A 25,035-nucleotide genomic window follows, 5' to 3' on the forward strand; every position below is an offset into this window, starting at 1 on the left:
GGCTCTTCCGATCTGAGGGTGTAGCAGTGGTGGTGTGACCGGGTCGAGGTAGGGGTCGAGGTCCCCTGATGATGGGGGTTCCTACACCGACCCGACCAGAAGACCTCGACGTGCGTGAACTTACCTTTGATGCCCCTGATCTGACGACCTTCGCCCGCCTGGACGAGCTTGGTCTCGTTGCGGTTGGCCAGCGCGTGGAGCCTGACCGGGCGGTGCTGGAATGCCGGGTGGTCGCGGGCGATGACGACGCGTTCTGCCGGCACTGCGGGGCCGAGGGCGCCGCGCGGGGCACGGTGACCCGTCAGCTGGCGCATGAGCCGTTCGGGTGGCGGCCCACCACGCTGCTGATCCGGGTGCGTCGCTTCGGCTGTCAGGCGTGCCGGCGGGTGTGGCGCCAGGACACCACGGGCGCAGCCGAGCCACGGGCGAAGCTCTCACGGGCAGCGGTGCGCTGGGCGCTGGTTGCCCTGGTGACCCAGCACCTGACTGTCGCCAGGTTGGCCGAGGCTCTGGGAGTGGCCTGGGACACCGCCAATGACGCGGTCCTGGCCGAGGGCCGACGGGTCCTGATAGATGACCCCACCCGGTTTGACGGCGTCACCGTGGTCGGAGTGGACGAGCACGTCTGGCGCCATACCCGAAGCGGCGAGAAGTACGTCACCGTCGTCATCGATCTGACCCCGATCCGCGACGGGACGGGTCCAGCACGCCTGCTCGACATGGTCCAGGGGCGATCGAAGAGCACTTTCAAGACCTGGCTCGCTGCCCGCACCCAGGCATGGCGCGACAGGGTGGAGGTGGTGGCGATGGACGGGTTCACCGGGTTCAAGACTGCTGCGGCCGAGGAGCTCCCCGACGCGGTCGCGGTGATGGATCCCTTCCACGTGGTCCGGCTCGCTGGTGACGCCCTGGACCGTTGTCGCCGACGGGTCGGGCAAGATCTCCACGGCCACCGCGGCCGGGCCGGCGATCCGCTCTACTGCGCGCGGCGGACCCTGCACACTGGCGCCAACCTGCTCACCGACAAGCAGGCCCGCAGGATCGAGTCCCTGTTCGCCGACGAGGAGCACGTCGAGGTCGAGGCGACCTGGGGCATCTACCAACGCATGATCGCCGCCTACCGCCACCCAGACCGGCGCGAAGGCCGGGCACTGATGACCGCCGTGATCGACTCGGTGACTCGTGGCGTTCCCACCGCCCTGAGCGAGCTCGTCACGCTCGGGCGGACGCTGACCAAGCGGGCCGAAGACGTACTCGCATTCTTCGACCTGCCGGGCACGAGCAACGGCCCGACCGAGGCGATCAACGGCCGCCTCGAGCACCTCCGAGGGTCCGCCCTCGGCTTCCGCAACCTGACCCACTACGTCGCCCGATCCCTCCTCGAAGCCGGCGGCTTCAGACCACGACTACACCCTCAGATCGGATGAGCCATCTTGATCCGGAACGTCACGCACTCGTGCGGCGGCTATCGAGAGTTCAACCACGGCTGGCAGCGCAAGGATGACTACATGGTTCGGTTGAACGGTTACCAGCACATCTACTACCGCGAAGCCGTGGACTTCCAAGGAATCGGCGTCAAGTACTGAGGAGTCGAATTGGCTTCATCGTCCTTCGGGCTGGCGGGCGTCACCGTCCACCGCGGCGGCCTCTGGCGTGGCCGTCGACAGGCCGTTCTGGAGAACCTGACATGGATGGTGCCCGACGTTCGTCGCACCGTCCTCCTGGGGGCGAACGGAGCTGGGAAGACCACGCTCGTCGAGACGCTCGCTGGCCTGCGAAGGCCCAGCACCGGACGGGTGCACCGCTCGGGTCAGGCGGCCTTCGTCGCGCAGTACTCCGGTCGTTTCCGAGGCCTGCGCGTGGCCGAGCAGGTGGCCTACTCGGCCTGGTTGGCCGGGCGAGACCGGGCGGCGTTGCCGCGTGAGGTGGACCGCGCACTGGCCCTGACCGACCTCGGCGGGTTACGTGACCGACCGGTGATGCAGCTGTCGGGTGGTGAGGCCCGTCGCCTCGCGCTGGCCGAAGGACTGGCCGCCCCTGGTGAGCTGGTCATCCTGGACGAGCCCACCGCGGGTCTCGACCCGTTGCAGCGGGCCCTCTTCCATCAGGCGGTGGACCGCGTCGACCGCCCGGTCCTCGTCACCACGCATCTCGTGGAGGACCTGGCCGACGAGGCCGACCACGTCACCCTGCTCGATGCCGGCCAGGTGGTGTTCGATGGGTCACCGGCGGACTTCGTCCGCGTGGACGGCCAGACCCTGTCACCGCAGGCCGCATTCTCAGTGCGGGTTCAGCGAGCCTGGGGGTTGGAATGGGTGTGCTGAGACCGTCTACGCTGATGCGTCTGACCGCCTGGCCGCTCGTTCTCCTGCTCGCCGGGGGACTGCTGGCCTACCACTTGTGGATGGTCGGGGTGGAAACGGTCCATCCCCTCACGAATGCCCTTGACGCCCACGGGGGGTCGGTGCTCGTGCTGCCGGTCGTGGCCGCCGGGGCCACCGTCGTCGCGGGTCGTCTGGTTGAGGGTGAAGTCTTCAGGAGGCGCCTCGCGCCCCTCAAGGAGCTGGCGCTCTGGGCGGTCGCCGTGCTGCCTGTCGCGAGCGTCGGAGCAGTCGTGCTGCTCGGGGGTGCCTGGGTCCAGATGCTGCGGGCTGGCCACCTGGCTGGCATCGCCGGGTGGCTGGCCGCGGCCATGGTTCTCAGTCCGCTGGCCGCGGCCTCGTGGGGAGCCCTGGCCGGGCGCACCCTGCCCTTGTACGTGGCCCTGCCCACCAGCATCGTGGTCGCCTATCTCGCCCTGGGGGCCTTCGCCTCCATGGAGAACGGCCCTGCTCGGCTCATGATGGCGCCTCCAGTCGCCTGCTGTGTCAGCCAGACGGAACCCACAGCGGGTGCCTCGACTGCCTACCTCCTGACCGTGGCCGCCATGGTGCTCCTGCTGGCGGCCGCGTGGTGGGCCCTCCAGCGACCGGTCGTCTCGACAGCTCTCCTTCTGGCGGCACTGTTGACCGCTCTGGCGGGGTGGCAGGCTGCTCGAACCAGCCCTGTACATGGTCTGCGCCTTCGTCCCGCGGTCGCTGGTTGTCAGGCTGTGGCGTCGGGCGGACTCGACCGAGCAGTGGAACTCTGCCTCTGGCCGGAGAACGAGGACCGTCGCGCAGAGATCGCCGGCGAGGTCGAGCGGCTCGCGGCCGTCGCGGGGGAGAACGGTATCTCCTTCCCGCGTCGCTTCACCGAATACCCGGACTCACAGGGGCGACTCCTGCCCCTCGACGCTGCCGACCACCAGAGCTGGGCCAGGACCCTGCTGTTCTCCGTGGCCGAGGCACCCCGGTGCGGTCCGGATCAGGTCCTGCCGGAGGGTGACGGCCAGGCCACCGCTGCTTCCGCTCCCCCCGATGCCGCACCTTCGGCTTCCGCGTCCGACGTGGACGCAGCTGCCGTGGAGTGGTGGGAGAAGGCGCTGGGAGAGCGTCCGGACCTCTCGCCACGGGCTCGGGCCATCCTCGGGGAGTCTCCCGCAGCACAGCTGAAGACGCTGCGGGAGCACTCGGAGCAGTCGTGTTGAGGGGCCCGGTCTCCTGGTTCCTTCGGCAGCGCCTCACGGGAGCCTCCGCGGCCCTGTGGGCGGCCGGACTGCTCACGACGGTGTGGGTGGGCTCCCGAGACCTTCCGATCCCACGCCTGGCCCCGGGTCTCGTCCAGTACGCGGAGTTCCTGCCGAGCCTCGCGGCGGCGGGCATCGTGGCGAGCATGGTGGCGCCGCGCCATCGCATCCCCGAGGTGCGTTCGCTTCGTGGGGTGGCCGCGTGGGAACGCATGGGGCTGGCGGGGGCCCTCGTGCTGACCTGCGCCGTGTGGGTCGTGGCCGCCGTGGTCGGGACGGAGTCGACCCTCCTGGTCGTGGCCAGCCGTGACCTCCTGGGGTACACGGGGATCGGTCTGGTCTGCCGGGGGCTCGGGTGGGGCCCGTACGCACCGGCTGTCTGTGTGCTGGTCGCAGCTGCCGCGACGGTGCTGGGGTACCCCGGGCAGTGGTTGTTGCACTGGCCCTTGGAGCCGGTCGAGTCGTGGCCGGCAGCCTCTATCGCCGTCACCCTGCTCTGCGCGGGCTGGTGGGTGGGAACCGGCCCCTGCCCGATGTACTCCGACGCGACGCGCTGACATGGGGGGCACGCGAGTGGCTGCTCAGGGCAGGGGATCCGCGAGCCGGACGGACGCGCCCACCTGCTGGCTGCCCCCACCCTGACGGCCGAGAACAACTAGGATCCCGGCATGGCTCTGACGACCGCCGTGTGGCGACGCATCGGGGCGGTGACCGGCTGGGTGGTCGGCAGCGCCGCCGCGCTGACCGGGGCCGCCGTGGTGGGGACGGCGGTCTACTTCGGTCGGCGGGTGCTCACCCCCGATGCGGTGCACCCGGACGACTGCGAGCTGCTCGCCGTGGACCTGCACGCCCGCACGGTGACCTTGGCCGCCAACGGCCTCACCCTGCAGCCCGGCCGCTACGGCCTGTGGACCACGGGCGGCGACCGGCACCTGCGCTTCAGCGACGTGGTCGAGCACCACGAGGAGTCCGGCCGCGTGGTGCGCCGTCTCGACGCCGTGGACGGCCCCGCCCCGGAGCCGGGCCCGGCGCGCCTCAACCCCTACTACTTCCCGCGCGACCCGCGGCAGGCCCTGGGCCTGCCCGCCCGCGACCTGTCGCTGCACTCCGACATCGGCGAGATCCCCTGCTGGCAGGTGCTCCCCGACGGCGTGGCCGACGGTCCGGCGCTGCAGCACGACCGGTGGATGGTCACCGTGCACGGCCGGGCCGCCCGGCGTGAGGAGGGCTTCCGTGCCGTGGCCCCCTTCCGCGAGGAGGGCTGGGCCTGCCTGGTGCCGGCCTACCGCAACGACAGCGAGGCCCCGCGCAGCGCCGACGGCCGGTACAACCTCGGCCTCACCGAGTGGCGTGACGTCGAGGCCGCGCTGGAGTACGCCGTCGCCCACGGGGCGCGCGAGCTGGCCCTGGTGGGCTACTCCATGGGCGGGGCGATCGTGCTGCAGACGCTGGTGCGCTCGCGCTTCGCCGACCGCGTCACCTGCGTGGTGCTCGACGCCCCGGTGGTGGACTGGGGCAAGGTGCTGGCCCACGCCGCGGTGCGGGCCAAGGTGCCGGCCGCGGTGGAGCAGCTGGCCCGCCACCTCATGGGACGCCACGAGGCGAAGTTCCTGTTCGCCATCACCGAGCCGCGTGACCTGGCGCAGATGAACTGGCTCGACCGAGCCGCCGAGCTGCGCCACCGCATGCTGGTGATCCACTCGGTGGTCGACGAGGTGGTGCCGGTGGGCACCTCCCGCGAGCTGGCGGCCATGCGGCCGGACCTGGTGACGTTGGCCGAGTGGCCGGCCGGCATGCACTGCCGCGAGTGGAACACCGACCCGCAGCGTTGGGAGCAGGTCGTGCAGCGCTTCGTCCAGCGCCGCGCCGCCCCCGACGTGCCCTGACCCCGGGAACGGGCTGGTCCGGCGCCCCGGGGCCTGCCGCGTGGGGTGCTGGATGGCAGAGTTGGCCCCATGGCCAAGAGGAAGAACGAGGTCCCCGGACCCTCCGAGAAGCAGCTGGCGAAGGCTGCCGGGCAGATCCAGGACGGCGCCACGCCGTTCAGCGACGCCCTGCGCGCGGAGCGTGGTTTCCGCCTGTCCGAGCTGGACCCCCGCTCGACGCCGGCCTTCGAGGGCGACAAGGTGCAGGGCAAGCTGGCGATGATGGCCGCCGACGCCGAGGTGGACGAGCTCCAGGAGCGTCTGTGGGCCAACGGGACCCGCGGTGACAAGCGTCGCCTGCTCGTGGTGGTGCAGGGCATGGACACCTCCGGCAAGGGCGGTGTGATGCGCCACGTCATCGGGGCCATGGACCCGCAGGGCACCCGCATCGCGTCCTTCAAGAAGCCCACGGCCGAGGAGCTGCGGCACGACTTCCTGTGGCGCATCCGCCAGCAGGTTCCCGAGCCCGGTGAGATCGGTGTGTTCGACCGCTCCCACTACGAGGACGTCCTCGTGGTCCGCGTGCACGACCTCGTGCCGCCGGCCGAGTGGCAGAAGCGCTACGCCCTCATCAACGCCTTCGAGCGCCAGCTGGCCGCCCGGGGCGTGACCATGGTGAAGGTGATGCTGCACGTCTCGCCCGAGGAGCAGGCCGAGCGACTGCTCGACCGCCTCGAGCGCCCGGACAAGCACTGGAAGTTCAACCCCGGAGACCTCGAGGAGCGCGATCACTGGGCGGACTACCAGAAGGCCTACCAGGTGATGCTGACGCGCACCTCCACCAAGGGTGCGCCCTGGTACGTGGTGCCGGCCGACCGCAAGTGGTACGCCCGCCTGGCGGTGCAGCAGCTGGTGCTGGAGCATCTGCGTGGCCTGGACCTCCAGTGGCCGGAGGCGGACTTCGACGTCGAGGCCAGCACGGCCCGCCTGCGCTCCCAGCGGGGGCTGGCCCCCGAGGAGGGGGCTGAGCAGGACGCCGCCGAGGTGTCGGAGGCACCCGCTCCCGGCACGGACCGGGGCGCCCAGTCCGAGACGCTGCCCTTCGGCAGCGCGGACGCCCCGGGAGTGACCGAGGTGGCCATGGCCCGTCCGACCCCGGCGAAGAAGGAGGACGAGCCCAAGAAGGCCAAGAAGTCCGGCGACAAGAAGGCCGCGAAGGCCGAGAAGCCGAAGAAGGCCAAGAGCACCAAGAAGTCCACGAGGTCGACGAAGAAGGGATCCTGACCCCGATGGTGAACCCCACTGACGTCCCCACCCTGACACTCAACAACGGCGTCGAGATCCCGCAGGTCGGGTTCGGCACCTTCAAGGTCGACCCCAAGGGTGCCCAACGCGCCGTCGAGGCCGCTCTGGAGGCCGGGTACCGCCACATCGACACCGCCGCGGTGTACGGCAACGAGGAGGGCGTGGGCGCGGCCATCGCGGCCTCCGGCATCGCCCGCGACGAGCTCTTCGTGACCACCAAGCTCCGCAACGGCGAGCAGCGCAAGGATCTCGTGCACCCGGCGTTCGAGGAGTCCCTGCGCAAGCTGGGCCTGGACCACGTGGACCTCTACCTGGTCCACTGGCCGGCCCCGGGGCTGGGCACCTACCGCGAGGCGTGGACCGAGCTCGAGGGCATCTACCGCGAGGGCGGCGCCCGTGCCATCGGCGTGTCCAACTTCCTGCCCGAGCACCTGCACTCGGTGCTCGAGGTGGCCGAGGTGGTGCCGGCGGTCAACCAGGTGGAGTTGCACCCCAGCTTCCAGCAGCCCGAGACCCAGCAGGCCAGCCTCGAGAAGGGACTGGCCGTCGAGGCCTACGCCCCCATCGGTCAGGGTGCCGACCTCGAGCTGCCGGCCGTCACCCGCATCGCCGAGGCCAAGGGCGTCACGCCGGCCCAGGTGGTGCTGCGCTGGCACCTGCAGTCCGGCCGCGTGGTGATCCCCAAGTCGGTCACCCCGGAGCGCATCGCGAGCAACATCGACCTGTTCGGCTTCGAGCTCTCCGAGGAGGAGATGACCGACCTCACCGCCCAGGACACGCCCGAGCGCATGTTCCCGGACCCGGCCACCGCCGACTTCACGATGCTGGACTGAGCATGACCACCCGCCCCCGCCTGGAGCAGGGGTACGCCGCGGCCGTCCCGGAGCTCTCGCTCCCGTGGGCGGCCGCGCCCGTCCCCGAACCGACCCTGCTCGCCCTCGACGAGCAGCTGGCAGCCTCCCTCGGCCTCGATGCCGGGTGGCTCCGCTCACCCGAGGGGCTGCGTTTTCTCTGCGGGGACGTCTCGGCGCTGCCCGAGGCGCCGCCCACCGTCGCCCAGGCCTACGCCGGCCACCAGTTCGGCGGGTTCTCGCCGCTGCTGGGCGACGGGCGGGCCCTGCTGCTCGGTGAGCTGGTGGACCCGGCCGGGCGCCGCTGGGACCTCCACCTCAAGGGCTCGGGGCGCACCCCCTTCGCCCGCGGGGGAGACGGGAAGGCGGCCGTGGGCCCGATGCTTCGCGAGCACCTGTTCTCCACCTTCGCGCACGCGGTGGGTATCCCGACCACGCGCTCCCTGGCGGTGGTGGGTACGGGCGAGCAGGTGCAGCGCGAGACCCTGCTCCCCGGGGCGATCCTGGTGCGCGTGGCGGCCAGCCACCTGCGGGTGGGCACGGTGCAGCACGCGGCGGCCTCCCACGACCGCGACGTGCTCGAGCGCCTCGTCTCCCACGCGCTGGACCGCCACCACCCGGCTGCGCGGGACGCGGCCCGGGCGGCGGGGGAGCCGGACGGCCTCACGCTGCTGCGGGCCGTGGCCGACGCCCAGGCCGACCTCGTGGCCCGCTGGATGGGCGTGGGCCTCGTCCACGGGGTCATGAACACCGACAACATGACCCTCTCGGGCGAGACGATCGACTACGGCCCCGTCGCGATGCTCGAGGCCCACGACCCGCAGGCGGTGTTCAGCAGCATCGACCACCAGGGGCGCTACGCCTACGGCAACCAGCCGGCCGTGGCGCAGTGGAACCTGGCCCGTCTGGCCGAGGCGCTGCTGCCGCTGGTGGACGCCGATCCCGACCGTGCCGTGGAGCGGGCCACCGAGGTCGTGGTGGGCTTCGCGGACACCTACCGCCGCGCCCACACCGCGGTGTTCTCCGCCAAGCTCGGCCTGCCGGAGCCGGACGCCCAGGCGGTGGGGGAGTTCCTGGACCGCCTGACCGCCGAGCGGGCGGACCACACGGGAGCGTTCGCGTCCCTGGCCGACGAGGCCGAGGCCGCGGGGGAGACCGACCGTGCCGCCCGCCTCCGTGCGGCCAACCCCGTGTACGTGCCCCGCAACCACGTGGTGGAGGAGGCCCTGGCCGCGGCCGCCGACGGCGACCTCGCGCCCGTGGAGCGGCTCACCGCCGCGTTGCGGGAGCCCTTCGCACGCCGCCCGGGCCTGGAGGACCTGGAGCGGCCCGCCCCGCCCGGCGCGCCCCCGCACGTCACCTTCTGCGGCACCTGACGCCCCGGGCACACAGAACGGGAGGAGACCGTCGTGCGGTCTCCTCCCGTTCCCGGACCGACGGCGCCTCTCCCGCTACAGTGACGACGCCGTCGGTGGTCTGTGTCAGGGCGTGATGAGCCCCTGGGTGCGGCTGGCCCCCTCGAACCGCGCCGCGACGTCCTGCCAGTTCACGACCTCCCACCACGCCTTGACGTAGTCGGGCTTGACGTTGCGGTACTGCAGGTAGAACGCGTGCTCCCACATGTCGATCATGAGCAGCGGCACCTGGCCGGTCGGCAGGTTGCCCTGGTGGTCATACAGCTGGCAGATGTAGGGGCGCTGGCCGAGGGTGTCCCAGGCGAGGATCGACCAGCCCGATCCCTGGATGCCCAGGGCGCTGGCGGTGAACTGCTCGCGGAAGGCGTCGAAGCCACCAAAGTGGGTGTCCAGGGCGGTCTTCAGGGCGCCCTCGGGTTCGCCGCCGCCATCGGGGGACATGTTGTTCCAGAACACCGTGTGGTTGAGGTGGCCACCCAGGTTGAAGGCGAGGTTCTTCTCCAGCATGTTCACCGTGGAGAAGTCGCGCTGCACGCGGGACTCGGACAGCTTGTCCATGGCCGTGTTGGCGCCGTCCACGTACGCCTTGTGGTGCTTGGAGTGGTGCAGCTCCATGATCTCGGCGTTGATGTGCGGGGCCAGTTCGCCGTAGTCGTACGGCATGTCGGGCAGGGTGTACTGGTCCATCGCAGCCTCCTCGTCGGTGGTTCGTCAGGTGAGACGGTGTCTCAGGAAGAGAGTGTGCCACGTCGCCCGCGGGACGGGCAGGGGGGTGGCGCAGACTGGTGCCATGACCCCCGATCCCGTAGTGCTGCAGCACGCCGAGGACGCCCTGCGCGCGCAGGGCGTGCGCGTCACCAAGCCTCGCCGTGAGGTGCTCGCCCTCCTCGCGGCGGTGGCGGACCTCCCCACGGCCGACGAGATGCTCGAACGTCTCGACCCGGCCGCCGGGGCCACGCGCGCCACGCTCTACCGCACCCTGCAGGTCGGCGTGGAGGTCGGCGTCGTCTGTCACGTGCACACCGGGCACACGCCCACGCGCTACCACCTGAGCGCCCCCGACGCCGAGGAGCACGTCCACCTGTTCTGCGTGGAGTGCCAGCGCCTCGTCACGGCGCCGCGGTCCCTCCTGGGCGGGGCAGAGGAGCAGCTCGGCCGGGAGGGCTTCCTGCTGGACCCCTCGCACCTGGCCCTGTCCGGACGCTGCCGTCGCTGCGCCGCCGGCAGCTGAGGGGGAGGGGAGGGGTGCTGACCCCCGCGAGGTGGAGCGGGCTTCCCGGCGTGCGGGCGCTCGGCTCCACTGCGATGCCGGGCCGACCCGGAACCGGCTCCCACCCGCACCGCACGCTCCCGGAACGTGGACATGAGAAGGGCCCGCACCCTGATGGGTGCGGGCCCTTCTCGATGGAGCGGACAACCGGGCTCGAACCGGCGACCTCAACCTTGGCAAGGTTGCGCTCTACCAACTGAGCTATGTCCGCCTGCACGCGCCGTGCGGCTCGTGCTGGTGGGCGATACTGGGTTTGAACCAGTGACCTCTTCCGTGTCAAGGAAGCGCGCTACCACTGCGCCAATCGCCCGAGTCGATCAGTGACCGACAAGGTGGCAACGGATTTCCCGTCGCCTCGAGGTGGAGACGGGATTCGAACCCGTGTATACGGCTTTGCAGGCCGCTGCCTCGCCTCTCGGCCACTCCACCGTGAGGTGCGAGACCTCAGGGAGGTCGGAGACCTCAGAGCGGACAACCGGGCTCGAACCGGCGACCTCAACCTTGGCAAGGTTGCGCTCTACCAACTGAGCTATGTCCGCCTGCGCGCTGTGTCCTCGGCGTCTGTGACGTCCGGGGGCCCTGCGGCGCTGGGAAACAATAACCAACTTCGGCCCGAGTGCCAAGTCGGGGCGTGTCCGGGTGGGGATTCCGCACCACGGTGCGGAATCCCCACCCGGACAGCGCGTGCCTCAGAGGTTCTCCGGCATCGGGCGCACGGTCAGTGACTGCTCGATGCGGGCGAAGGCCCCCTGCTCGTCGTGCATCCAGGTGGAGGTCAGGCCGGCGCCGGTCGGCCCCCACATCACCTGCCCGTCGAGCCCCACCCAGCCGCGCTCGGGCTGGCGCCACAAGTGGATGGAGATCTCCACGTTCGGGAACATCCACTCTGCCGGGCTCTGTCGCGGGCCGATGCCGTTGGCCGTGTCCGAGAGCGCCATGGCCGCGGCCACGGGGGAGACCTCCACGCCCTCCACCAGGGGGTGGTCAGTGTGCAGCCACGCGCGCCCGCGCCCGGGGCCGTGGCCCGGCACCTCCTTGAAGGTGAGCGAGTCGATGAACCCGCCGCTCCACACGTTCATGCCCTCCCAGTCGGGCAGCGTGTCCGGCGCCGGGAGCTGCTCGACCTCCTGCCCGGCCACGGCGGCGGTGTCCACGACGGCGATGCGCCAGGCGTGGGCCCGCACCACCACGCGGTCGGCGATGGTCATGGTCGCCTCGAGCAGCTCGATGGTGCGCCCCGGCCGCACCGTGCGCACCTCGATGGTCGAGGGCATCGCCGGCATGACCCCGTAGGCCTCCAGCGTGATGCGGGAGAGCTGCATGTCCTCGCGCTTCTCGTGCTCGTGCAGCTCGTGGGTGAGCAGCCCGACCACGGGGGCCAGGTGGTGCTCCCACGGTCGCCACGCACCCTGCACGTGGATCGTCGGCTGGTAGCGACCACCACCGAGGGGCTGGAAGTAGGCGGGGCTGTCGGTGGGCAGGGCGGCGACGACCTCGTCGGGGTCCGGCAGAGCATTCATGCCGGTCAGGGTAGGGCGCCGCCCCGCGCCCGGTGTGACGGCGCCCACCTAGCATGTGGCCATGAATGACACGCAGCCCATCGTCTGGGTCGACGGCGCCCTCGTGCCCGCCGACCGCGCCGCCGTGCTGGCCCTCGACCACGGCATCACCGTCGGGGACGGGGTCTTCGAGACCGCCGAGGTGCGCCACGGTCAGGTCTTCGCCCGCACCCGCCACCACGACCGCATGGACCGCTCGCTCGCCGGCATCGGGCTGGCCCCGCTGGACCGGGCCCGTCTGGACGCCGGCATCGATGCCGTGCTGGCCGCCTCCCGCGAGGTCCACGGCGAGGCCCTGCCGCTGGAGCGCCTGCGCTACACCGTCACCGGTGGGCGCGGCCCGCTCGGGTCCGGCCGCTACGACACCGAGCCCACCTACATCGTGGCGCTGGCGCCGGACCCCGGCATGGAGGGCCCGACCACCGTGGCCGTGGGCCCGTGGCGGCGCAACCTGCACTCCACGGTCACCGGGCTCAAGACCACGTCGTACGCCGAGAACGCGGTCATGCTGCTGGCGGGCTCGAAGCTGGGCGCCACCGAGACGCTCTTCGCCACCAGCGAGGGCGACCTCTGCGAGGGCACCGGCTCCAACACCTTCGTGGTGACCGACGGCGTGCTGCGCACCCCCGGCCTGGACCGCGGCCCGCTGGCCGGCGTGACCCGCGGCCTGGTCATCGAGTGGGCGCGGGAGGCCGGCATCGAGGTGCGCGAGGAGCAGGTGCCCATGGCCGACCTCGCCACCGCCGAGGAGGTCTTCATCACCAGCTCGATCCGCTCGGTGCAGCCGGTGGAGCGCCTCGTGGAGATCACCGAGTCGCCCCTGCCCACCGCCCCCGGCCTCGCCGCCCCCGTGGCGCCGTCCGAGCAGTACGGCGTCTCCTTCGACCGCACCCTCGAGGTGGGCCCGGTCACCCGTCGCCTGCAGGCGCTCTTCCGCGAGAACGCCGCCGCCACCCCCGACCCGTGACGCCGAGCCACAGGGCGCCGGCGGGCCCGGGTGGGTCCGCCGGCGCCGGCGCGGGGGAGCACGTGCCGCTGCACGAGCGGGACTGGGCCTGGCGCAACGCGCTGCGCTCGATGCCGGTCGTCGGGCCGTTCTACAAGGTGCTGGTGGGGGTCGTGGGCCTGTTCGTGGTGGTCCTGGGGCTCATCCTCGTTCCCTTCCCCGGCCCCGGGTGGGCCATCGTCTTCCTCGGGGTGCTGCTGTGGGCCACCGAGTTCCCCCCGGCCTCGCGGCTGCTCCACTGGGGGCGCCTGCAGCTGGGGCGGTTCACGCACTGGGTGGCCCGGCGGGGGTGGCCGGCCCGCATCGGGCTGGGCGTCCTCACCGCCGTGACGTGCACGGTCATCGTGTGGTGCGTGCTGTGGCTGATCGGCCCGCCGCCGGGGCTGCCGGCCTCCTGGGAGGACCTCCTGCTGCGCTGGGGCCACCTGCCGGGCGAGCCCGTCTGGGCCCGCTGACCGGGGTCGGGCGGGCCGCCAGCAGGCGGAATTGGCACCCTCCGCCGAGATGGGGTACTGTCTGCCCCCGCGCCGGTCACACGGCGAAGCGCACGGGCGCATAGCTCAGTTGGTTAGAGCGTTCGCTTCACACGCGAGAGGTCAGGGGTTCGAGTCCCTTTGCGCCCACCCGTTGCCGCCCCCGGAGTCCACCAGGACCCGGGGGCGTTCGCGTCCCCGGGGAGGACTGCGGTGACCCTGGGCGCGGGGCGTGGGGCGGTGGCCGCGCCGGTGGGGGAGCGGGCTGCGGCACGTAGACTGCGCGGGCGCGCGGAATCCCGCGCGCCACACCCCATCGAGATGCAGCACGCGCTGCACGGACAGGAGCAGTCATGGCCCCCATCAGTCTGACCGTGAACGGCGAACCCCGTACGGCCGAGACGGGGACCACTGGCACCGACCTGTTCGGCGAGGACCGCGCCGTCGTGGCCACCCGCGTCAACGGCGAGCTGCGCGACCTGTACCGCGAGGTGGCTGACGGCGACGTCGTGGAGGCCGTGCTCATCAGCGAGCCCGACGGGCTGGACATCCTGCGCCACTCGACGGCCCACGTGCTGGCCCAGGCGGTGCAGCAGGAGTTCCCCGAGGCCAAGCTCGGCATCGGACCGCCCATCACCGACGGCTTCTACTACGACTTCGACGTGGCCGAGCCGTTCACGCCCGAGGATCTCAAGAAGCTCTCCAAGGCCATGCAGCGCATCGTCAAGGAGGGCCAGACCTTCGTGCGCCGCGAGATCAGCGACGCCGACGCCCTCGAGGAGCTGGCCGCCGAGCCGTACAAGTGCGAGCTGGTGGGTCTCAAGGGCGGGGCGGCCGAGGAGGCCGCCGACGGCGCCTCGGCCGAGGTGGGCGGCGCGCAGCTGACCATCTACGACAACGTGAAGCGGGACGGCTCCGTGGCCTGGGGCGATCTGTGCCGCGGGCCGCACCTGCCCAGCACCAAGCTCATCGGCAACGGCTTCGCGCTCACCCGCTCGGCGGCGGCCTACTGGCGCGGCTCGGAGAAGAACCCGCAGCTGCAGCGCGTCTACGGCACGGCGTGGCCGTCCAAGGACGAGCTCAAGGCCTACCAGGAGCGCCTGGCCGAGGCCGAGCGCCGCGACCACCGCAAGCTCGGCGCGCAGATGGGGCTCTTCAGCTTCCCCGAGGAGGTGGGCCCCGGCCTGCCGGTCTTCCACCCCAAGGGCGGTGCCCTGCGCAAGGCGATGGAGGACTACGTCTACAAGCGCCACATCGAGGAGGGGTTCCAGTACGTCACCACGCCCCACCTGGCCAAGGAGCAGCTCTTCCACACCTCCGGGCACCTGCCGTACTACGCGGACGGCATGATGCCGGAGCTCGACGACGACGGGCAGGCCTACCGCGTCAAGGCCATGAACTGCCCGATGCACAACCTCATCTACCGCAGCGAGCAGCGCTCCTACCGTGACCTGCCGCTGCGCTTCTTCGAGTTCGGCACGGTGTACCGCAACGAGAAGTCCGGTGTGCTGCAGGGCCTCACGCGCGTGCGGATGATCACCCAGGACGACTCGCACTCCTACGTCACCGAGGAGCAGGCGCCCGGCGAGATCCGCCACCTGCTGGACTTCGTGCTCTCCCTGCTGCGGGACTTCGGGCTGGACGACTACTACCTGGAGCTCTCCACGCGTGACGAGGAGGGCGACAAGAAGGACAAGTTCATCGGCACCGACGAGCAGTGGGAGAAGGCCACCTCCGTGCTGCGCGAGGTGGCCGAGTCGACCGGGCTCGAGCTCGTGCCGGACCCGGGCGGTGCCGCGTACTACGGCCCGAAGATCTCCGTGCAGGCGCGCGACGCCATCGGCCGCACCTGGCAGATGTCGACCATCCAGTACGACTTCAACCAGCCGGAGCGCTTCGGTCTGGAGTACTCCTCGGCCGACGGTGGCCGGGAGCGCCCGGTGATGATCCACTCGGCCAAGTTCGGTTCCATCGAGCGCTTCATCGGCGTGCTCATCGAGCACTACGCCGGGCAGTTCCCGGTGTGGCTGGCGCCCACCCAGGTGCTCGGTGTGCCGGTGGCCGAGGAGTTCACCCCCTACCTGCGGGAGGTCCTCGACCAGATGAAGGCGCAGGGCATCCGCACGGAGCTCGACGACAGCGACGACCGCTTCCCCAAGAAGATCCGCAACGCGAGCACCTCCAAGGTGCCCTTCACCCTCATCGCCGGTGGGGAGGACCGGGACGCCGGGGCGGTGTCCTTCCGCTTCCGTGACGGCTCGCAGGAGAACGGTGTGCCGGTGGCCGAGGCCATCGCCCGCATCCGCGAGGCGATCGACACGCGCGCCCAGGCCTGAGCGCAGGGCGCCCCGCCGGCGCAGGACCCCCTGAGCGCGGGGCGCCCGCCGGCGCAGGACCCGGCGGGCGCCTGCCGCTGCGTGCCCCCTGACGTGAGAAGGCCCCCACCGTCCGGTGGGGGCCTTCCCGATGTCACGTCCTCGTCGGTGACGAGGACCCGCTGCTCAGTAGAAGCGGCGGGTGGTGTAGCGCCAGGTCCAGATGCGGTCGCAGACGACGCGACGGCCCGGACGCGGGGCGTGGAAGATGTAGTTGCGGCCGTTCCACGGCACGTAGAAGCCCACGTGCGAGGCGTGGTTGTAGTTGCCGACGAACAGCATGTCGCCGAGCGTCGCGTTGCGGCGCGAGATGGCCTTGGCGCGACGGTACTGGGTGGCGGCGGAGCGCGGCAGGGTGATGCCGTGGCGCTTGTACGCCCACTGCACCAGGCCGGAGCAGTCGTAGGCGGAGGGGCCGTTGGCGCCGTACACGTACGGCTTGCCCTCCTGGGTACGGGCGGTGCGGTAGATGTTGCGGCGCGACGTGCGGGTCAGGGCGCTGGCACCCGTGGCCCCACCGACCGTCACGGCGGCCGCACCGACGGCGGCCGCAGCCGTCCCGGTGAGCACGGAGCGACGGGTCGCGACGGCAGGCATCTCGAAGGTCGTTGCAGACATGAGGGATCTCAGGATCGCTTGCGGAGTATGACCTGTCGGGTTCGGCTCCTGTGAAACCGGCCAGGGGGACACCTGGCTTCACCCCGAGACGGCTGGAGGCCGTCAGTTGTGGGTACCCCGTTCCCGCCATCGACTTTCGTCGGACATCAACGGCGTCGTGGCGGGACTCAGCGCGACGTCGTCACCCCCGCAAGGGATCGGGGGCGTGGACAACGTAGGGCACGCTCTCCGGGGAGGTCAACCCATGGGGGGAGGGCGCGTCTCCACCCACGGGCTGGAGCGGCGTCGGTAGCCTCCACCCATGACGACCGACCCGTCCGAGTCGAGCGCCGACCTGCCCGGTGTGCAGGACGGCTTCCAGCGCCTGTGGGTGCCCCACCGGATGGCCTACCTGGAGGCCAATCCCGCGCGGGGAGGCGAGCCCCGGGGGTGTCCCTTCTGCGAGGCCCCGCGCAAGGACGACGCCAGTGGCCTGGTGGTGGCCCGCGGGACGCACTGCTTCGTGGCCCTCAACCTCTTCCCGTACAACCCCGGCCACCTGCTCGTGTGCCCCTATGCGCACGTGCCGGAGTACCTCGACATCGCCGACGAGGCCCTGGCGGAGTTCAGCGCGATGACGCAGCAGGCCATGCGCACGCTGCGCGCGGCCTCGGGGTGCCACGGCTTCAACCTCGGCATGAACCAGGGGTCCGTGGCCGGAGCCGGGGTGGCCGAGCACCTCCACCAGCACGTGGTGCCGCGCTGGTCGGGGGACTCCAACTTCTTCCCCGTGGTGGCCCGGACGCGTGCCCTGCCCGAGCTGCTCGAGGACACCCGCGCCAAGTTGTCGGCCGCCTGGGACGACCACGCCGCGTGACGGGCGCGCGGCACGTCTGAGAGGTGCCCGGAACGTGCGAGGGCCCCGCCGGACCGTGTCCGACGGGGCCCACGCGAGTGGGTGACCGGCTCAGCGACGGTGCGTGAGCTTGCCCACGATGAACAGCAGCAGGCAGGCACCCACGATGGAGGCCAGGAAGCTCGGGATGCTGAACGGGCGGTCCATGAAGTTGCCGTCAGCGAACAGGATGTTCCAGAGGAAGCCGAACAGGCCGGCACCCACGACACCGGTGATGACGTTGGCCGGGATGCCCATGGAGGCGTCCGTGCCCATGATCTTGCTGGCGATCCAGCCGGCGACACCGCCGACGATGATCCACGCGATGATGGTCCACATGAGGGACTCCTTTCGTCAGTGCCCTCGGAGGGGAAGGTGACTGCCCGAGTGGGCAGTCGGAGGGCGCTTGCACCGACTCTAGGACCTCGCGGCCGTGATTTCCTGTCGAGGGGAATGGGCCCGGGGCCGTCCCGCGGACGCGCCGACCGGCGTGCCGCGGCGGCGGACTAGGCTCTGAGCGCCATGTTGAGCCGTCATGCCCGCCCCGCCCTCGCGCGCGTCGTGGACCCCCTCGCCCGAGCGCTCCTGCGCGCCGGCCTGGGACCCGACGCGGTGTCCGTGGGTGGCCTGCTGGGCGTCGTGGTGGCGTCCCTGTGGTTCTTCCCCCGCGGGCAGTTCCTCGCCGGGACCCTCGTGGTGACCCTCTTCGTGCTCTCCGACCTGCTGGACGGCGCGATGGCCCGCCAGCAGGAGCGCTCCCGGCCGTGGGGGGCCTTCCTCGACTCCACCTGCGACCGGGTCGGGGACGCCGCGGTGCTGCTCGGCATCGCCTGGTGGGCCCTGCGGGTGGCGGGCACCGGCAGCGACCCCGTGCTCCCGGCCGACCACGCCGGGGTGCTGGGCGCCCTGACGCTCGGTTCGCTGGTGGCCGGCTTCCTGGTCAGCTACGCGCGGGCCCGTGCCGAGGGGCTGGGCGTCCGCGCCGACGGGGGCCCGGCCGAGCGGGCCGAGCGGCTGCTGCTCGTGCTGGTGACCACGGGGCTGGTGGGCCTGGGCCTGCCGGTCGTTCTCCTCACCCTCTCGATGGGGGTGCTCCTGGCCGCCAGCCTGCTCACGGTCGCGCACCGGGTGGCCACCGCCCGGCGGGAGCTGGTGTGAGGCGCCACATCGGACTGGTGTGCCCCTACCCGGTGGACATGCCCGGTGGTGTGCAGGCCCACGTGCGGGACCTGGCCTCCACCCTGGACGCAGCCGGCCACCGCGTGAGCGTGCTCGCCCCCGTGGCCGGGTCCGGGGCGGCTCTGCGCCGCGCCTGCCGGGCCGAGGAGGACGCCCCGCTGTCCCCGCTCGCGGCCGGCACCTGGGGCCTCCCGCCCTCGGTGGGCCTGACCGTGGTGCCCGGGGCGCTGGCCGTGCCCTACGCCTGGTCGGCCTCGCACGTGACCACCGGCCGCGGTGCACGCCGCGCGGTGGGTGACTGGGTGCGGGACGTGGCCCCGGACCTGGTGCACCTCCACGAGCCCATGGCGCCGAGCCTCTCCCTGACCGCGGCCGACGTGGTGCGCGACCGCCTGCCGATGGTGGCCACCCACCACAGCGCCTTCAAGCCGGGGCACTCCCTGCGCCAGGTGCTGCCGCTGACCCAGCAGGTGCTGCGCCCGGTGGCGGCTTCCATCGCCGTCTCGCGCCCCACCCGGCGGTCCGTGCGCGAGTGCCTCGGGGTGGAGCCCCGCGTCATCCCCACCGGGGTACGCGTCTCCCGCTTCACCGACCCGCCACCCCGGGCGCCGTGGTCCGAGGGGCCGGGGCGCCCCACCATCACGTTCATCGGTCGGTCCAGCGAGCACCGCAAGGGCCTGCGGACCCTGCTGGAGGCCCTCCCGGGGATCGTGCAGCGCACCCCGGGGGCGCGCGTCTTCGTGGCCGGTCCCGGGCAGCCCGCCGCCCGCCGGGTGGTGGACCAGGAGTTCCCCCACCTGCGCACCTCGCTGGTGTGGCTGGGGGAGCTCAGCGAGGCCGACAAGGCGTCCCTGATGCGGAGCGTGTCGCTCATGGTGGCGCCCCAGGTGCAGGGGGAGAACTTCGGTGTGACGCTCGTGGAGGCCATGGCCGCCGGGGCGCCGGTGGTGGCCAGCGACCTGCCGGCCTACCGATCGGTGCTCGACGGGGCGGGCCTGCACTTCCGCGCCGGTGACGCCGACGACCTGGCCCGGGTCCTCGAGGAGGTGGTGCTCGACCCCGGCCTGCGCGCACGGATGCGCCGGGCCTCGGTGGAACGGGCCGCCCGCTTCGACTGGCAGGTGGTGGGACGCGAGGTCATGCACGTCTACGAGGAGGTGGTCCGGGCGTGACCGCTCGAGATCTGGACCCGACGGCCCTGGTGCGGGCGGTCGGCGCAGGCACCCTGGTGGCCCTGCTGGTGCTCGCCGTGGGGGCGGTGCTGCTCTGGCGTGCCCGGGCGGCAGGCCGGGCGCGGGAGGCCCACGCCCGCATCGAGGCCTCGCGGGCCGCGCTGGACGCGGCCCTGATGCGCCGCGCCCTGGCCGCCCGCGAGTTCGCCAGCATCGGCTGCCTCGACCCGGCCAGCGCGGTCATCGTGCTGCGCACCGTGGGCGACGTGCTGGACGCCTGCGACGCCGCCGGCCCCGGCGAGGTCATGGGCCCCGACCGGCTCGAGGCCGAGGAGCACCTCACCGAGGCCCTGCGTCGCGCCTTCCACCAGCGCCACGGCAGCGGGGGCGCCAGCGGCGGGGAGCTCGGACCGCAGCGCCTGGCCGCCAAGCAGGCCCTCGCCCGCGCGTCGGAGCGGGTGCACGCCCAGCGGCTGCACCACAACGAGGAGGTGCGGGCCACCCGTCACATCGTGGACGGCCGCACCGCGCGCCTCCTGGGGCTCTCGCGCGGGGTGAGCCGCCCCGAGCCGCTGGAGGTGGAGGACGACGTCCCGTACCTGCGCTCGGCCGACGGTGAGCGCGACGTAGACTGAGGGACCGGCCCTCCGCGCCCGGAGGCGTCCCCCCAGCACAGCGAAAGGCACATCGACGTGACTGAGCAGAACCCCACCACCGGCACCGCCCGTGTGAAGCGCGGCATGGCCGAGATGCTCAAGGGCGGCGTGATCATGGACGTGGTCACCCCCGAGCAGGCCCGCATCGCCGAGGATGCCGGCGCCGTGGCGGTGATGGCTCTCGAGCGCGTCCCCGCGGACATCCGCACCGAGGGCGGCGTGGCGCGCATGAGCGACCCCGACCTCATCGACGGCATCATCGAGGCGGTGTCGATCCCGGTGATGGCCAAGGCCCGCATCGGCCACTTCGTCGAGGCGCAGGTGCTGCAGTCCCTCGGCGTCGACTACGTGGACGAGTCCGAGGTGCTCACCCCGGCCGACTACGCCAACCACATCGACAAGTTCGCCTTCGACGTGCCCTTCGTCTGCGGCGCCACCAACCTGGGCGAGGCCCTGCGCCGCATCACCGAGGGCGCGGCCATGATCCGCTCCAAGGGCGAGGCCGGCACCGGCGACGTGTCCAACGCCACCACCCACATGCGCACCATCCGCGCCGAGATCAACCGCCTCACCACGCTGGCCGAGGACGAGCTGTACGTGGCCGCCAAGGAGCTGCAGGCCCCCTACGAGCTGGTCAAGGAGGTGGCGCAGAACGGCAAGCTGCCGGTCGTGCTGTTCACCGCCGGCGGCATCGCCACCCCGGCCGACGCCGCGATGATGATGCAGCTGGGCGCCGAGGGCGTCTTCGTGGGCTCGGGCATCTTCAAGTCCGGCAACCCCGCCGAGCGCGCCAAGGCCATCGTCCAGGCCACCACCTTCCACGACGACCCGGCCAAGATCGCCGAGGTCTCCCGCGGTCTGGGCGAGGCGATGGTGGGCCTCAACGTCGAGGGCATCGCCGAGCCCCACCGCCTCGCCGAGCGCGGCTGGTGAGCGCGACCGACCACACCCACGGCGCTCCCTCGTCCCACGACGGGGGAGCGCCGCTGGTGGGCGTGCTGGCCGTCCAGGGCGACGTGCGCGAGCACGTGCACGCGCTGGAGGCCAGCGGCGCGCGGACCGTCGCGGTGCGCCGTCCCCAGGAGCTCGCCGCGGTGGACGGTCTGGTCGTCCCGGGCGGGGAGTCCACCGTCATGGACAAGCTCACCCGCCTGTTCGGGCTGCGCGAGCCGCTGCTCGAGCGCATCGCCGCGGGCATGCCGGTCTACGGTTCCTGCGCGGGGATGATCATGCTGGCCGACCGGGTGCTCGACGGGCACCCCGAGCAGCAGACGCTCGGCGGCATCGACATGACGGTCCGGCGCAACGCCTTCGGTCGCCAGGTGGACTCCTTCGAGACCCACCTGCCCGTTCCCGCCCTGCGCGAGGGCACCACCGAGCTGGTGCACGCCGTGTTCATCCGGGCCCCGTGGGTCGAGGAGGTGGGCGAGGGCGTCGAGGTCCTGGCCCGCGTGCCGCGCACCGACCCGGTGGACGGCGAGCACCCCGAGCCGGCGGCCGCCGAGCGGGTGGTGGCCGTGCGCCAGGGCGCCCTGCTGGCCACCTCCTTCCACCCCGAGGTCACCGGCGACCGCCGCGTCCACGAGTACTTCGTGGAGATGGTGCGCGCCGCCCGCGACTGAGGCAGCCGCACCACGGGTCGTTAGGATGGCCCGCTGCAACCAGACCTTTCGTACCGAGCAGAGGGAGCACCGTGGCCGGTCACTCCAAGTGGGCAACGACCAAGCACAAGAAGGCGGCGATCGACGCCAAGCGTGCCAAGCTCTTCGCCAAGCTGATCAAGAACATCGAGGTGGCCGCCCGCACCGGCGGCGGCGACCCGGCGGGCAACCCGTCCCTGTTCGACGCCATCCAGAAGGCCAAGAAGAGCTCGGTGCCCAATGACAACATCGACCGTGCGGTGAAGCGCGGCTCCGGTGCCGAGGGCGGTGGCGCGGACTACCAGACGCTGACCTACGAGGGCTACGCCCCCGGCGGCGTGGGCCTCATCATCGAGTGCCTGAGCGAGAACAAGAACCGCGCCGTCATGGAGGTGCGCACCGCGCTCACCCGCAACGGCGGCCAGATGGCCGACTCCGGCTCGGTGGCCTTCAACTTCCACCGCAAGGGCGTGGTCGTGGTGCCCGCCGGTGAGAAGTCCGAGGACGAGCTCATGGAGATCGTCCTGGAGGCCGGCGCCGAGGAGCTCACCGACATGGGCGAGGCCGGCTTCGAGGTGACCACCGAGCCGTCGGACATGGTCCCCGTGCGCACCGCGCTGCAGGAGGCGGGCGTCGACTACGACTCCGCCGACGTGAAGATGCTGCCGATCACCCCGATCGAGCTGGACGCCGAGGGGGCGCGCAAGCTGTTCCGCCTCATCGACGCGCTCGAGGACTGCGACGACGTGCAGGAGGTCTACGCCGCCGCCGACGTGCCGGACGCGGTGCTGGCCGAGCTCGACTCCGAGGACTGACCCGGTGCGGGTCCTCGGCGTCGACCCCGGCCTCACGCGGTGCGGCCTGGGCGTCGTCGAGGGCCGCCGCGGGGGTGCGCTGCGGATGGTGGCGGTCGACGTGGCCCGCACCAACACTGACGCCCTGCCCGAGCAGCGCCTCCTGGCGGTGAGCCGCCGCATCGAGGAGTGGATCGAGCGCTATCAGCCGGACGCGGTGGCGGTGGAGCGCATCTTCGCCCGGTCGGACGTGAGCACCATCATGGGAACCGTCCAGGCCAGCGGGGTCGCGCTGGTGGCCGCCGCGCGCGCCGGGGTGGAGGTGGGCCAGCACACCCCGAGCGAGGTGAAGGCCGCCGTGTGCGGCAACGGCCGGGCGGGCAAGGAGCAGGTCACCGCGATGGTGACGCGCATCCTGGCGCTGGACACCCCGCCCCGCCCGGCGGACGCCGCCGACGCGCTCGCGCTGGGCATCGCCCAGGTGTGGCGCGGCGGGGGAGAGCGGCAGCTGGCCGCGGCGGCCGGCACCGGTCGCCGCACCGGCGCGCGCTGGGACGCGGCCGTGGCCGCCCAGTCCGAGGCCCGGGCGCGGTCCGCCGAGCGGTGGCGCGCGGCAGAGCAGAAGGCCCGAACGAGCAGGAGGACCCCGTGATCGTCTCCTTGGAGGGAACCGTGGCCCACGTGGGCCTGGACCACGTCGTGCTGGAGACCGGCGGCGTGGGCCGGCGTGTCCTGGTGCCCCCGCAGGTGTCGGCCGAGCTGCGCACCGGGCAGCCGGCCCGCCTGGCGACCTCGCTCGTGGTGCGCGAGGACTCGATGACCCTGTACGGCTTCCTCGACGACGACACCCGGGAGGTGTTCGAGACCGTGCAGTCGGTCTCCGGCGTGGGGCCGCGCCTGGCGCTGGCGCTGGTGGCCGTGCTCTCCCCGGCCGAGCTGGCCCGGGCAGTGGCGGCCGAGGACCTGGCCGCGCTGACGAGCGTGCCCGGCATCGGGAAGAAGGGGGCACAGCGGCTGGTGCTGGAGCTCGCCGGAAAGCTGCCCGCGGTGCCCGTCGGCGCCGAGGGCGAGGTGGCTGTGGTCGACCCGGCGCCCACCGCGGCGGCCGACGGGCCGGCGTGGGCCGGGCAGGTGCGCGAGGCCCTGGAGGGGCTGGGGTGGAACACCGCCCAGGCCACCCGCGCCACCGACGCGGTCGTCGCGCGTCACGAGGGGGACGACCCGGTGCCCGCGCTGCCGGAGCTGCTGCGCGAGGCCCTCCGGGAGGCGTCGTCGTGACCGACCCCTGGGACCGTTCGGCGGACGCCGGGCCCGAGGCCGCCCCCCGCATCGTGGACCCCGCGGCGGCGGGGGAGGACGCCGGCCTCGACGCCGCTCTGCGCCCGCGGCGCCTGGCCGACCTCGCCGGGCAGGACCGGGTGCGCGACCAGCTGCACCTGGTGCTCGAGGCCGCCCGCCGCCGGGGCGCGCCGGCCGACCACATCCTGCTCTCCGGGCCGCCCGGGCTGGGCAAGACGACGCTGGCCATGATCGTGGCCGCCGAGATGGGCGCGCCGATCCGCATCACCTCCGGACCGGCCATCCAGCACGCCGGCGACCTGGCCGCCATCCTCTCCTCGCTGGCCGAGGGGGAGGTGCTCTTCCTCGACGAGATCCACCGCATGTCGCGGGCCGCCGAGGAGATGCTCTACCTGGCCATGGAGGACTTCCGCGTGGACGTGGTGGTGGGCAAGGGCCCCGGGGCCACCGCCATCCCGCTGGAACTGCCGCCGTTCACCGTGGTGGGCGCCACCACGCGCTCGGGGCTGCTGCCCGCGCCGCTGCGCGACCGCTTCGGGTTCACCGGGCACCTCGACTACTACGCGGCCGAGGACCTGGCCACGATCCTCACCGTGAACGCCCGCAAGCTGGGCGTGCAGGCCGAGACCCGGGGCATCGCGGAGATCGCCGGCCGGTCCCGGGGCACGCCCCGCATCGCCAACCGGTTGCTGCGGCGCGTCCGGGACTGGGCCCAGGTGCACGGCCGCCAGGTGGTGGACGCCGAGGCCTCGCGGGAGGCCCTGGACCTCTTCGACGTCGACCTGCAGGGCCTGGACCGGCTGGACCGCGCGGTCCTGGAGGCGCTGTGCCGCCGCTTCGACGGCGGCCCGGTGGGCCTGACCACGCTGGCCGTGGCCGTGGGGGAGGAGCCCGACACCGTGGAGACCGTGGCCGAGCCCTACCTGGTGCGCGAGGGTTTCGTGGTGCGGACCCCCCGGGGGCGTGCCGCGACCCCCGCGGCCTGGCGCCACCTGGGCGACGAACCGCCGCCACCCGCGGGTCGCTTCGGCCACCCGGCGCCCCTCGCCTAGACTCACTCCCCGCCGTGCCCGAGGG

Annotated in this window: 26 protein-coding genes, 5 tRNA genes and 1 pseudogene; 24 read left to right on the plus strand and 8 right to left on the minus strand. The window is 72.5% G+C overall.

Going from position 1 to position 25,035, the window contains the following annotated elements:
- The first annotated feature begins 71 nt into the window (after window positions 1-71).
- The 9 genes and pseudogenes from CYJ76_RS00005 to CYJ76_RS00040 all read left to right on the plus strand — a co-directional run bounded on the left by CYJ76_RS00005 (window position 72) and on the right by CYJ76_RS00040 (window position 9,004).
- Entirely contained in the window at window positions 72-1,427 is a 1,356-nt protein-coding gene (locus CYJ76_RS00005) for an ISL3 family transposase (protein ID WP_414467267.1), read from the plus strand.
- A gap of 6 nt (window positions 1,428-1,433) precedes the next feature.
- Window positions 1,434-1,586, plus strand: coding sequence for a hypothetical protein (locus tag CYJ76_RS12295; protein ID WP_180802148.1), 153 nt, complete (start codon window positions 1,434-1,436; stop codon window positions 1,584-1,586).
- 9 nt (window positions 1,587-1,595) lie between these two features.
- Window positions 1,596-2,081, plus strand: a pseudogene (locus tag CYJ76_RS00010) (ATP-binding cassette domain-containing protein); the annotation flags it as partial.
- 257 nt (window positions 2,082-2,338) lie between these two features.
- Window positions 2,339-3,568, plus strand: coding sequence for a hypothetical protein (locus CYJ76_RS00015; RefSeq protein WP_101848874.1), 1,230 nt, complete (start codon window positions 2,339-2,341; stop codon window positions 3,566-3,568).
- Entirely contained in the window at window positions 3,562-4,164 is a 603-nt protein-coding gene (locus CYJ76_RS00020) for a hypothetical protein (protein ID WP_101848875.1), read from the plus strand. Before CYJ76_RS00015 ends, CYJ76_RS00020 begins: the two co-directional genes overlap by 7 nt.
- 111 nt (window positions 4,165-4,275) lie before the next feature.
- A complete protein-coding gene (locus tag CYJ76_RS00025; protein WP_070705688.1) occupies window positions 4,276-5,493 on the plus strand; it encodes an alpha/beta hydrolase family protein in 1,218 nt (405 codons plus the stop codon).
- Window positions 5,494-5,562: 69 nt separating this feature from the next.
- Window positions 5,563-6,756, plus strand: coding sequence for a polyphosphate kinase 2 family protein (locus tag CYJ76_RS00030; protein ID WP_180802150.1), 1,194 nt, complete (start codon window positions 5,563-5,565; stop codon window positions 6,754-6,756).
- A 5-nt stretch (window positions 6,757-6,761) separates the two neighbouring features.
- Window positions 6,762-7,610: an aldo/keto reductase gene (locus CYJ76_RS00035; protein ID WP_101848876.1), complete on the plus strand. Its 849-nt coding sequence runs from the start codon at window positions 6,762-6,764 to the stop codon at window positions 7,608-7,610.
- A 2-nt stretch (window positions 7,611-7,612) separates the two neighbouring features.
- A complete protein-coding gene (locus tag CYJ76_RS00040) occupies window positions 7,613-9,004 on the plus strand; it encodes a protein adenylyltransferase SelO (RefSeq protein ID WP_070705686.1) in 1,392 nt (463 codons plus the stop codon).
- A 105-nt stretch (window positions 9,005-9,109) separates the two neighbouring features.
- On the opposite strand, the gene CYJ76_RS00045 is transcribed toward CYJ76_RS00040, so the two are convergent.
- A complete protein-coding gene (locus tag CYJ76_RS00045) occupies window positions 9,110-9,730 on the minus strand; it encodes a superoxide dismutase (protein WP_070705685.1) in 621 nt (206 codons plus the stop codon).
- Window positions 9,731-9,833: 103 nt separating this feature from the next.
- Here CYJ76_RS00045 and CYJ76_RS00050 point away from each other — a divergent pair, with 103 nt between their 5' ends.
- The gene (locus CYJ76_RS00050) at window positions 9,834-10,274 is read left to right on the plus strand and encodes a Fur family transcriptional regulator (protein WP_070705684.1); all 441 of its coding nucleotides are present in this window, start codon (window positions 9,834-9,836) and stop codon (window positions 10,272-10,274) included.
- A gap of 174 nt (window positions 10,275-10,448) precedes the next feature.
- Here CYJ76_RS00050 and CYJ76_RS00055 read toward each other — a convergent pair.
- From CYJ76_RS00055 to CYJ76_RS00075, 5 genes are all read right to left on the minus strand, one after another.
- Window positions 10,449-10,524, minus strand: a tRNA-Gly gene (locus CYJ76_RS00055).
- A 24-nt stretch (window positions 10,525-10,548) separates the two neighbouring features.
- Window positions 10,549-10,623: transfer RNA gene (locus tag CYJ76_RS00060), tRNA-Val, on the minus strand.
- 48 nt (window positions 10,624-10,671) lie between these two features.
- Window positions 10,672-10,742 (minus strand) — tRNA-Cys (locus CYJ76_RS00065).
- Between the two features lie 37 nt (window positions 10,743-10,779).
- A tRNA-Gly gene (locus tag CYJ76_RS00070) sits at window positions 10,780-10,852 on the minus strand.
- 150 nt (window positions 10,853-11,002) lie between these two features.
- Entirely contained in the window at window positions 11,003-11,833 is an 831-nt protein-coding gene (locus tag CYJ76_RS00075; RefSeq protein ID WP_070706003.1) for a thioesterase family protein, read from the minus strand.
- 61 nt (window positions 11,834-11,894) lie between these two features.
- Here CYJ76_RS00075 and CYJ76_RS00080 point away from each other — a divergent pair, with 61 nt between their 5' ends.
- The 4 genes from CYJ76_RS00080 to thrS all read left to right on the plus strand — a co-directional run bounded on the left by CYJ76_RS00080 (window position 11,895) and on the right by thrS (window position 15,687).
- Window positions 11,895-12,839: an aminotransferase class IV gene (locus CYJ76_RS00080; RefSeq protein WP_070706005.1), complete on the plus strand. Its 945-nt coding sequence runs from the start codon at window positions 11,895-11,897 to the stop codon at window positions 12,837-12,839.
- Entirely contained in the window at window positions 12,836-13,333 is a 498-nt protein-coding gene (locus CYJ76_RS00085; RefSeq protein WP_237769843.1) for a TIGR02611 family protein, read from the plus strand. Before CYJ76_RS00080 ends, CYJ76_RS00085 begins: the two co-directional genes overlap by 4 nt.
- Before the next feature lie 94 nt (window positions 13,334-13,427).
- Window positions 13,428-13,501, plus strand: a tRNA-Val gene (locus tag CYJ76_RS00090).
- 203 nt (window positions 13,502-13,704) lie between these two features.
- Window positions 13,705-15,687, plus strand: coding sequence for a threonine--tRNA ligase (thrS, locus tag CYJ76_RS00095; protein ID WP_101848877.1), 1,983 nt, complete (start codon window positions 13,705-13,707; stop codon window positions 15,685-15,687).
- 165 nt (window positions 15,688-15,852) lie between these two features.
- Here thrS and CYJ76_RS00100 read toward each other — a convergent pair whose 3' ends face one another.
- Window positions 15,853-16,344 carry a C40 family peptidase gene (locus CYJ76_RS00100; RefSeq protein ID WP_083323657.1) on the minus strand — a complete coding sequence of 164 codons (492 nt, stop codon included), beginning with the start codon at window positions 16,342-16,344 and terminating at the stop codon, window positions 15,853-15,855.
- A gap of 301 nt (window positions 16,345-16,645) precedes the next feature.
- Here CYJ76_RS00100 and CYJ76_RS00105 point away from each other — a divergent pair, with 301 nt between their 5' ends.
- Window positions 16,646-17,200 carry an HIT family protein gene (locus CYJ76_RS00105; protein WP_101848878.1) on the plus strand — a complete coding sequence of 185 codons (555 nt, stop codon included), beginning with the start codon at window positions 16,646-16,648 and terminating at the stop codon, window positions 17,198-17,200.
- A gap of 90 nt (window positions 17,201-17,290) precedes the next feature.
- Here the strand turns inward: CYJ76_RS00105 and CYJ76_RS00110 are convergent, their stop codons facing one another.
- Window positions 17,291-17,557: a GlsB/YeaQ/YmgE family stress response membrane protein gene (locus CYJ76_RS00110; protein WP_070705611.1), complete on the minus strand. Its 267-nt coding sequence runs from the start codon at window positions 17,555-17,557 to the stop codon at window positions 17,291-17,293.
- Between the two features lie 183 nt (window positions 17,558-17,740).
- Between CYJ76_RS00110 and pgsA the strand changes: the two genes are divergently transcribed.
- The 9 genes from pgsA to ruvB all read left to right on the plus strand — a co-directional run bounded on the left by pgsA (window position 17,741) and on the right by ruvB (window position 25,010).
- Window positions 17,741-18,376 carry a phosphatidylinositol phosphate synthase gene (pgsA, locus tag CYJ76_RS00115; protein ID WP_070705610.1) on the plus strand — a complete coding sequence of 212 codons (636 nt, stop codon included), beginning with the start codon at window positions 17,741-17,743 and terminating at the stop codon, window positions 18,374-18,376.
- Complete coding sequence (locus CYJ76_RS00120) at window positions 18,373-19,569, plus strand: glycosyltransferase family 4 protein (protein WP_101848879.1); 1,197 nt, start codon at window positions 18,373-18,375, stop codon at window positions 19,567-19,569. The genes pgsA and CYJ76_RS00120 overlap by 4 nt, the downstream gene beginning before the upstream one ends.
- Window positions 19,566-20,204, plus strand: a complete 639-nt coding sequence (locus CYJ76_RS00125) for a hypothetical protein (RefSeq protein ID WP_101848880.1) — start codon at window positions 19,566-19,568, stop codon at window positions 20,202-20,204. Before CYJ76_RS00120 ends, CYJ76_RS00125 begins: the two co-directional genes overlap by 4 nt.
- Before the next feature lie 57 nt (window positions 20,205-20,261).
- The gene (pdxS, locus tag CYJ76_RS00130) at window positions 20,262-21,158 is read left to right on the plus strand and encodes a pyridoxal 5'-phosphate synthase lyase subunit PdxS (protein WP_070704230.1); all 897 of its coding nucleotides are present in this window, start codon (window positions 20,262-20,264) and stop codon (window positions 21,156-21,158) included.
- Window positions 21,155-21,847 carry a pyridoxal 5'-phosphate synthase glutaminase subunit PdxT gene (gene pdxT, locus CYJ76_RS00135; protein ID WP_070704228.1) on the plus strand — a complete coding sequence of 231 codons (693 nt, stop codon included), beginning with the start codon at window positions 21,155-21,157 and terminating at the stop codon, window positions 21,845-21,847. The genes pdxS and pdxT overlap by 4 nt, the downstream gene beginning before the upstream one ends.
- Before the next feature lie 71 nt (window positions 21,848-21,918).
- Window positions 21,919-22,680 (plus strand): YebC/PmpR family DNA-binding transcriptional regulator, encoded by a 762-nt coding sequence (locus tag CYJ76_RS00140; protein ID WP_101848881.1) that lies wholly within the window; start codon window positions 21,919-21,921, stop codon window positions 22,678-22,680.
- Window positions 22,681-22,684: 4 nt separating this feature from the next.
- Window positions 22,685-23,311, plus strand: a complete 627-nt coding sequence (ruvC, locus tag CYJ76_RS00145) for a crossover junction endodeoxyribonuclease RuvC (protein ID WP_101848882.1) — start codon at window positions 22,685-22,687, stop codon at window positions 23,309-23,311.
- A complete protein-coding gene (gene ruvA / locus CYJ76_RS00150) occupies window positions 23,308-23,937 on the plus strand; it encodes a Holliday junction branch migration protein RuvA (protein WP_101848883.1) in 630 nt (209 codons plus the stop codon). The genes ruvC and ruvA overlap by 4 nt, the downstream gene beginning before the upstream one ends.
- Entirely contained in the window at window positions 23,934-25,010 is a 1,077-nt protein-coding gene (ruvB, locus tag CYJ76_RS00155; protein WP_101848884.1) for a Holliday junction branch migration DNA helicase RuvB, read from the plus strand. Before ruvA ends, ruvB begins: the two co-directional genes overlap by 4 nt.
- Window positions 25,011-25,035 lie beyond the last annotated feature (25 nt).

This window comes from Kytococcus schroeteri (assembly GCF_002847825.1).
Lineage (GTDB): Bacteria > Actinomycetota > Actinomycetes > Actinomycetales > Dermatophilaceae > Kytococcus > Kytococcus schroeteri.

Coding starts and splice junctions, on each gene's coding strand:
- CYJ76_RS00035 (WP_101848876.1), top strand. CDS start 6,762: ATGGTGAACCCCACTGACGTCCCCACCCTGACACTCAACAACGGCGTC.
- thrS (WP_101848877.1), top strand. CDS start 13,705: ATGGCCCCCATCAGTCTGACCGTGAACGGCGAACCCCGTACGGCCGAG.
- CYJ76_RS00050 (WP_070705684.1), top strand. CDS start 9,834: ATGACCCCCGATCCCGTAGTGCTGCAGCACGCCGAGGACGCCCTGCGC.
- CYJ76_RS00045 (WP_070705685.1), bottom strand. CDS start 9,730: ATGGACCAGTACACCCTGCCCGACATGCCGTACGACTACGGCGAACTG.
- CYJ76_RS00075 (WP_070706003.1), bottom strand. CDS start 11,833: ATGAATGCTCTGCCGGACCCCGACGAGGTCGTCGCCGCCCTGCCCACC.
- CYJ76_RS00025 (WP_070705688.1), top strand. CDS start 4,276: ATGGCTCTGACGACCGCCGTGTGGCGACGCATCGGGGCGGTGACCGGC.
- CYJ76_RS00100 (WP_083323657.1), bottom strand. CDS start 16,344: ATGTCTGCAACGACCTTCGAGATGCCTGCCGTCGCGACCCGTCGCTCC.
- CYJ76_RS00110 (WP_070705611.1), bottom strand. CDS start 17,557: ATGTGGACCATCATCGCGTGGATCATCGTCGGCGGTGTCGCCGGCTGG.
- pgsA (WP_070705610.1), top strand. CDS start 17,741: ATGTTGAGCCGTCATGCCCGCCCCGCCCTCGCGCGCGTCGTGGACCCC.
- CYJ76_RS00005 (WP_414467267.1), top strand. CDS start 72: ATGGGGGTTCCTACACCGACCCGACCAGAAGACCTCGACGTGCGTGAA.
- CYJ76_RS00040 (WP_070705686.1), top strand. CDS start 7,613: ATGACCACCCGCCCCCGCCTGGAGCAGGGGTACGCCGCGGCCGTCCCG.
- CYJ76_RS00105 (WP_101848878.1), top strand. CDS start 16,646: ATGACGACCGACCCGTCCGAGTCGAGCGCCGACCTGCCCGGTGTGCAG.
- CYJ76_RS00030 (WP_180802150.1), top strand. CDS start 5,563: ATGGCCAAGAGGAAGAACGAGGTCCCCGGACCCTCCGAGAAGCAGCTG.
- CYJ76_RS00080 (WP_070706005.1), top strand. CDS start 11,895: ATGAATGACACGCAGCCCATCGTCTGGGTCGACGGCGCCCTCGTGCCC.
- CYJ76_RS00015 (WP_101848874.1), top strand. CDS start 2,339: ATGCGTCTGACCGCCTGGCCGCTCGTTCTCCTGCTCGCCGGGGGACTG.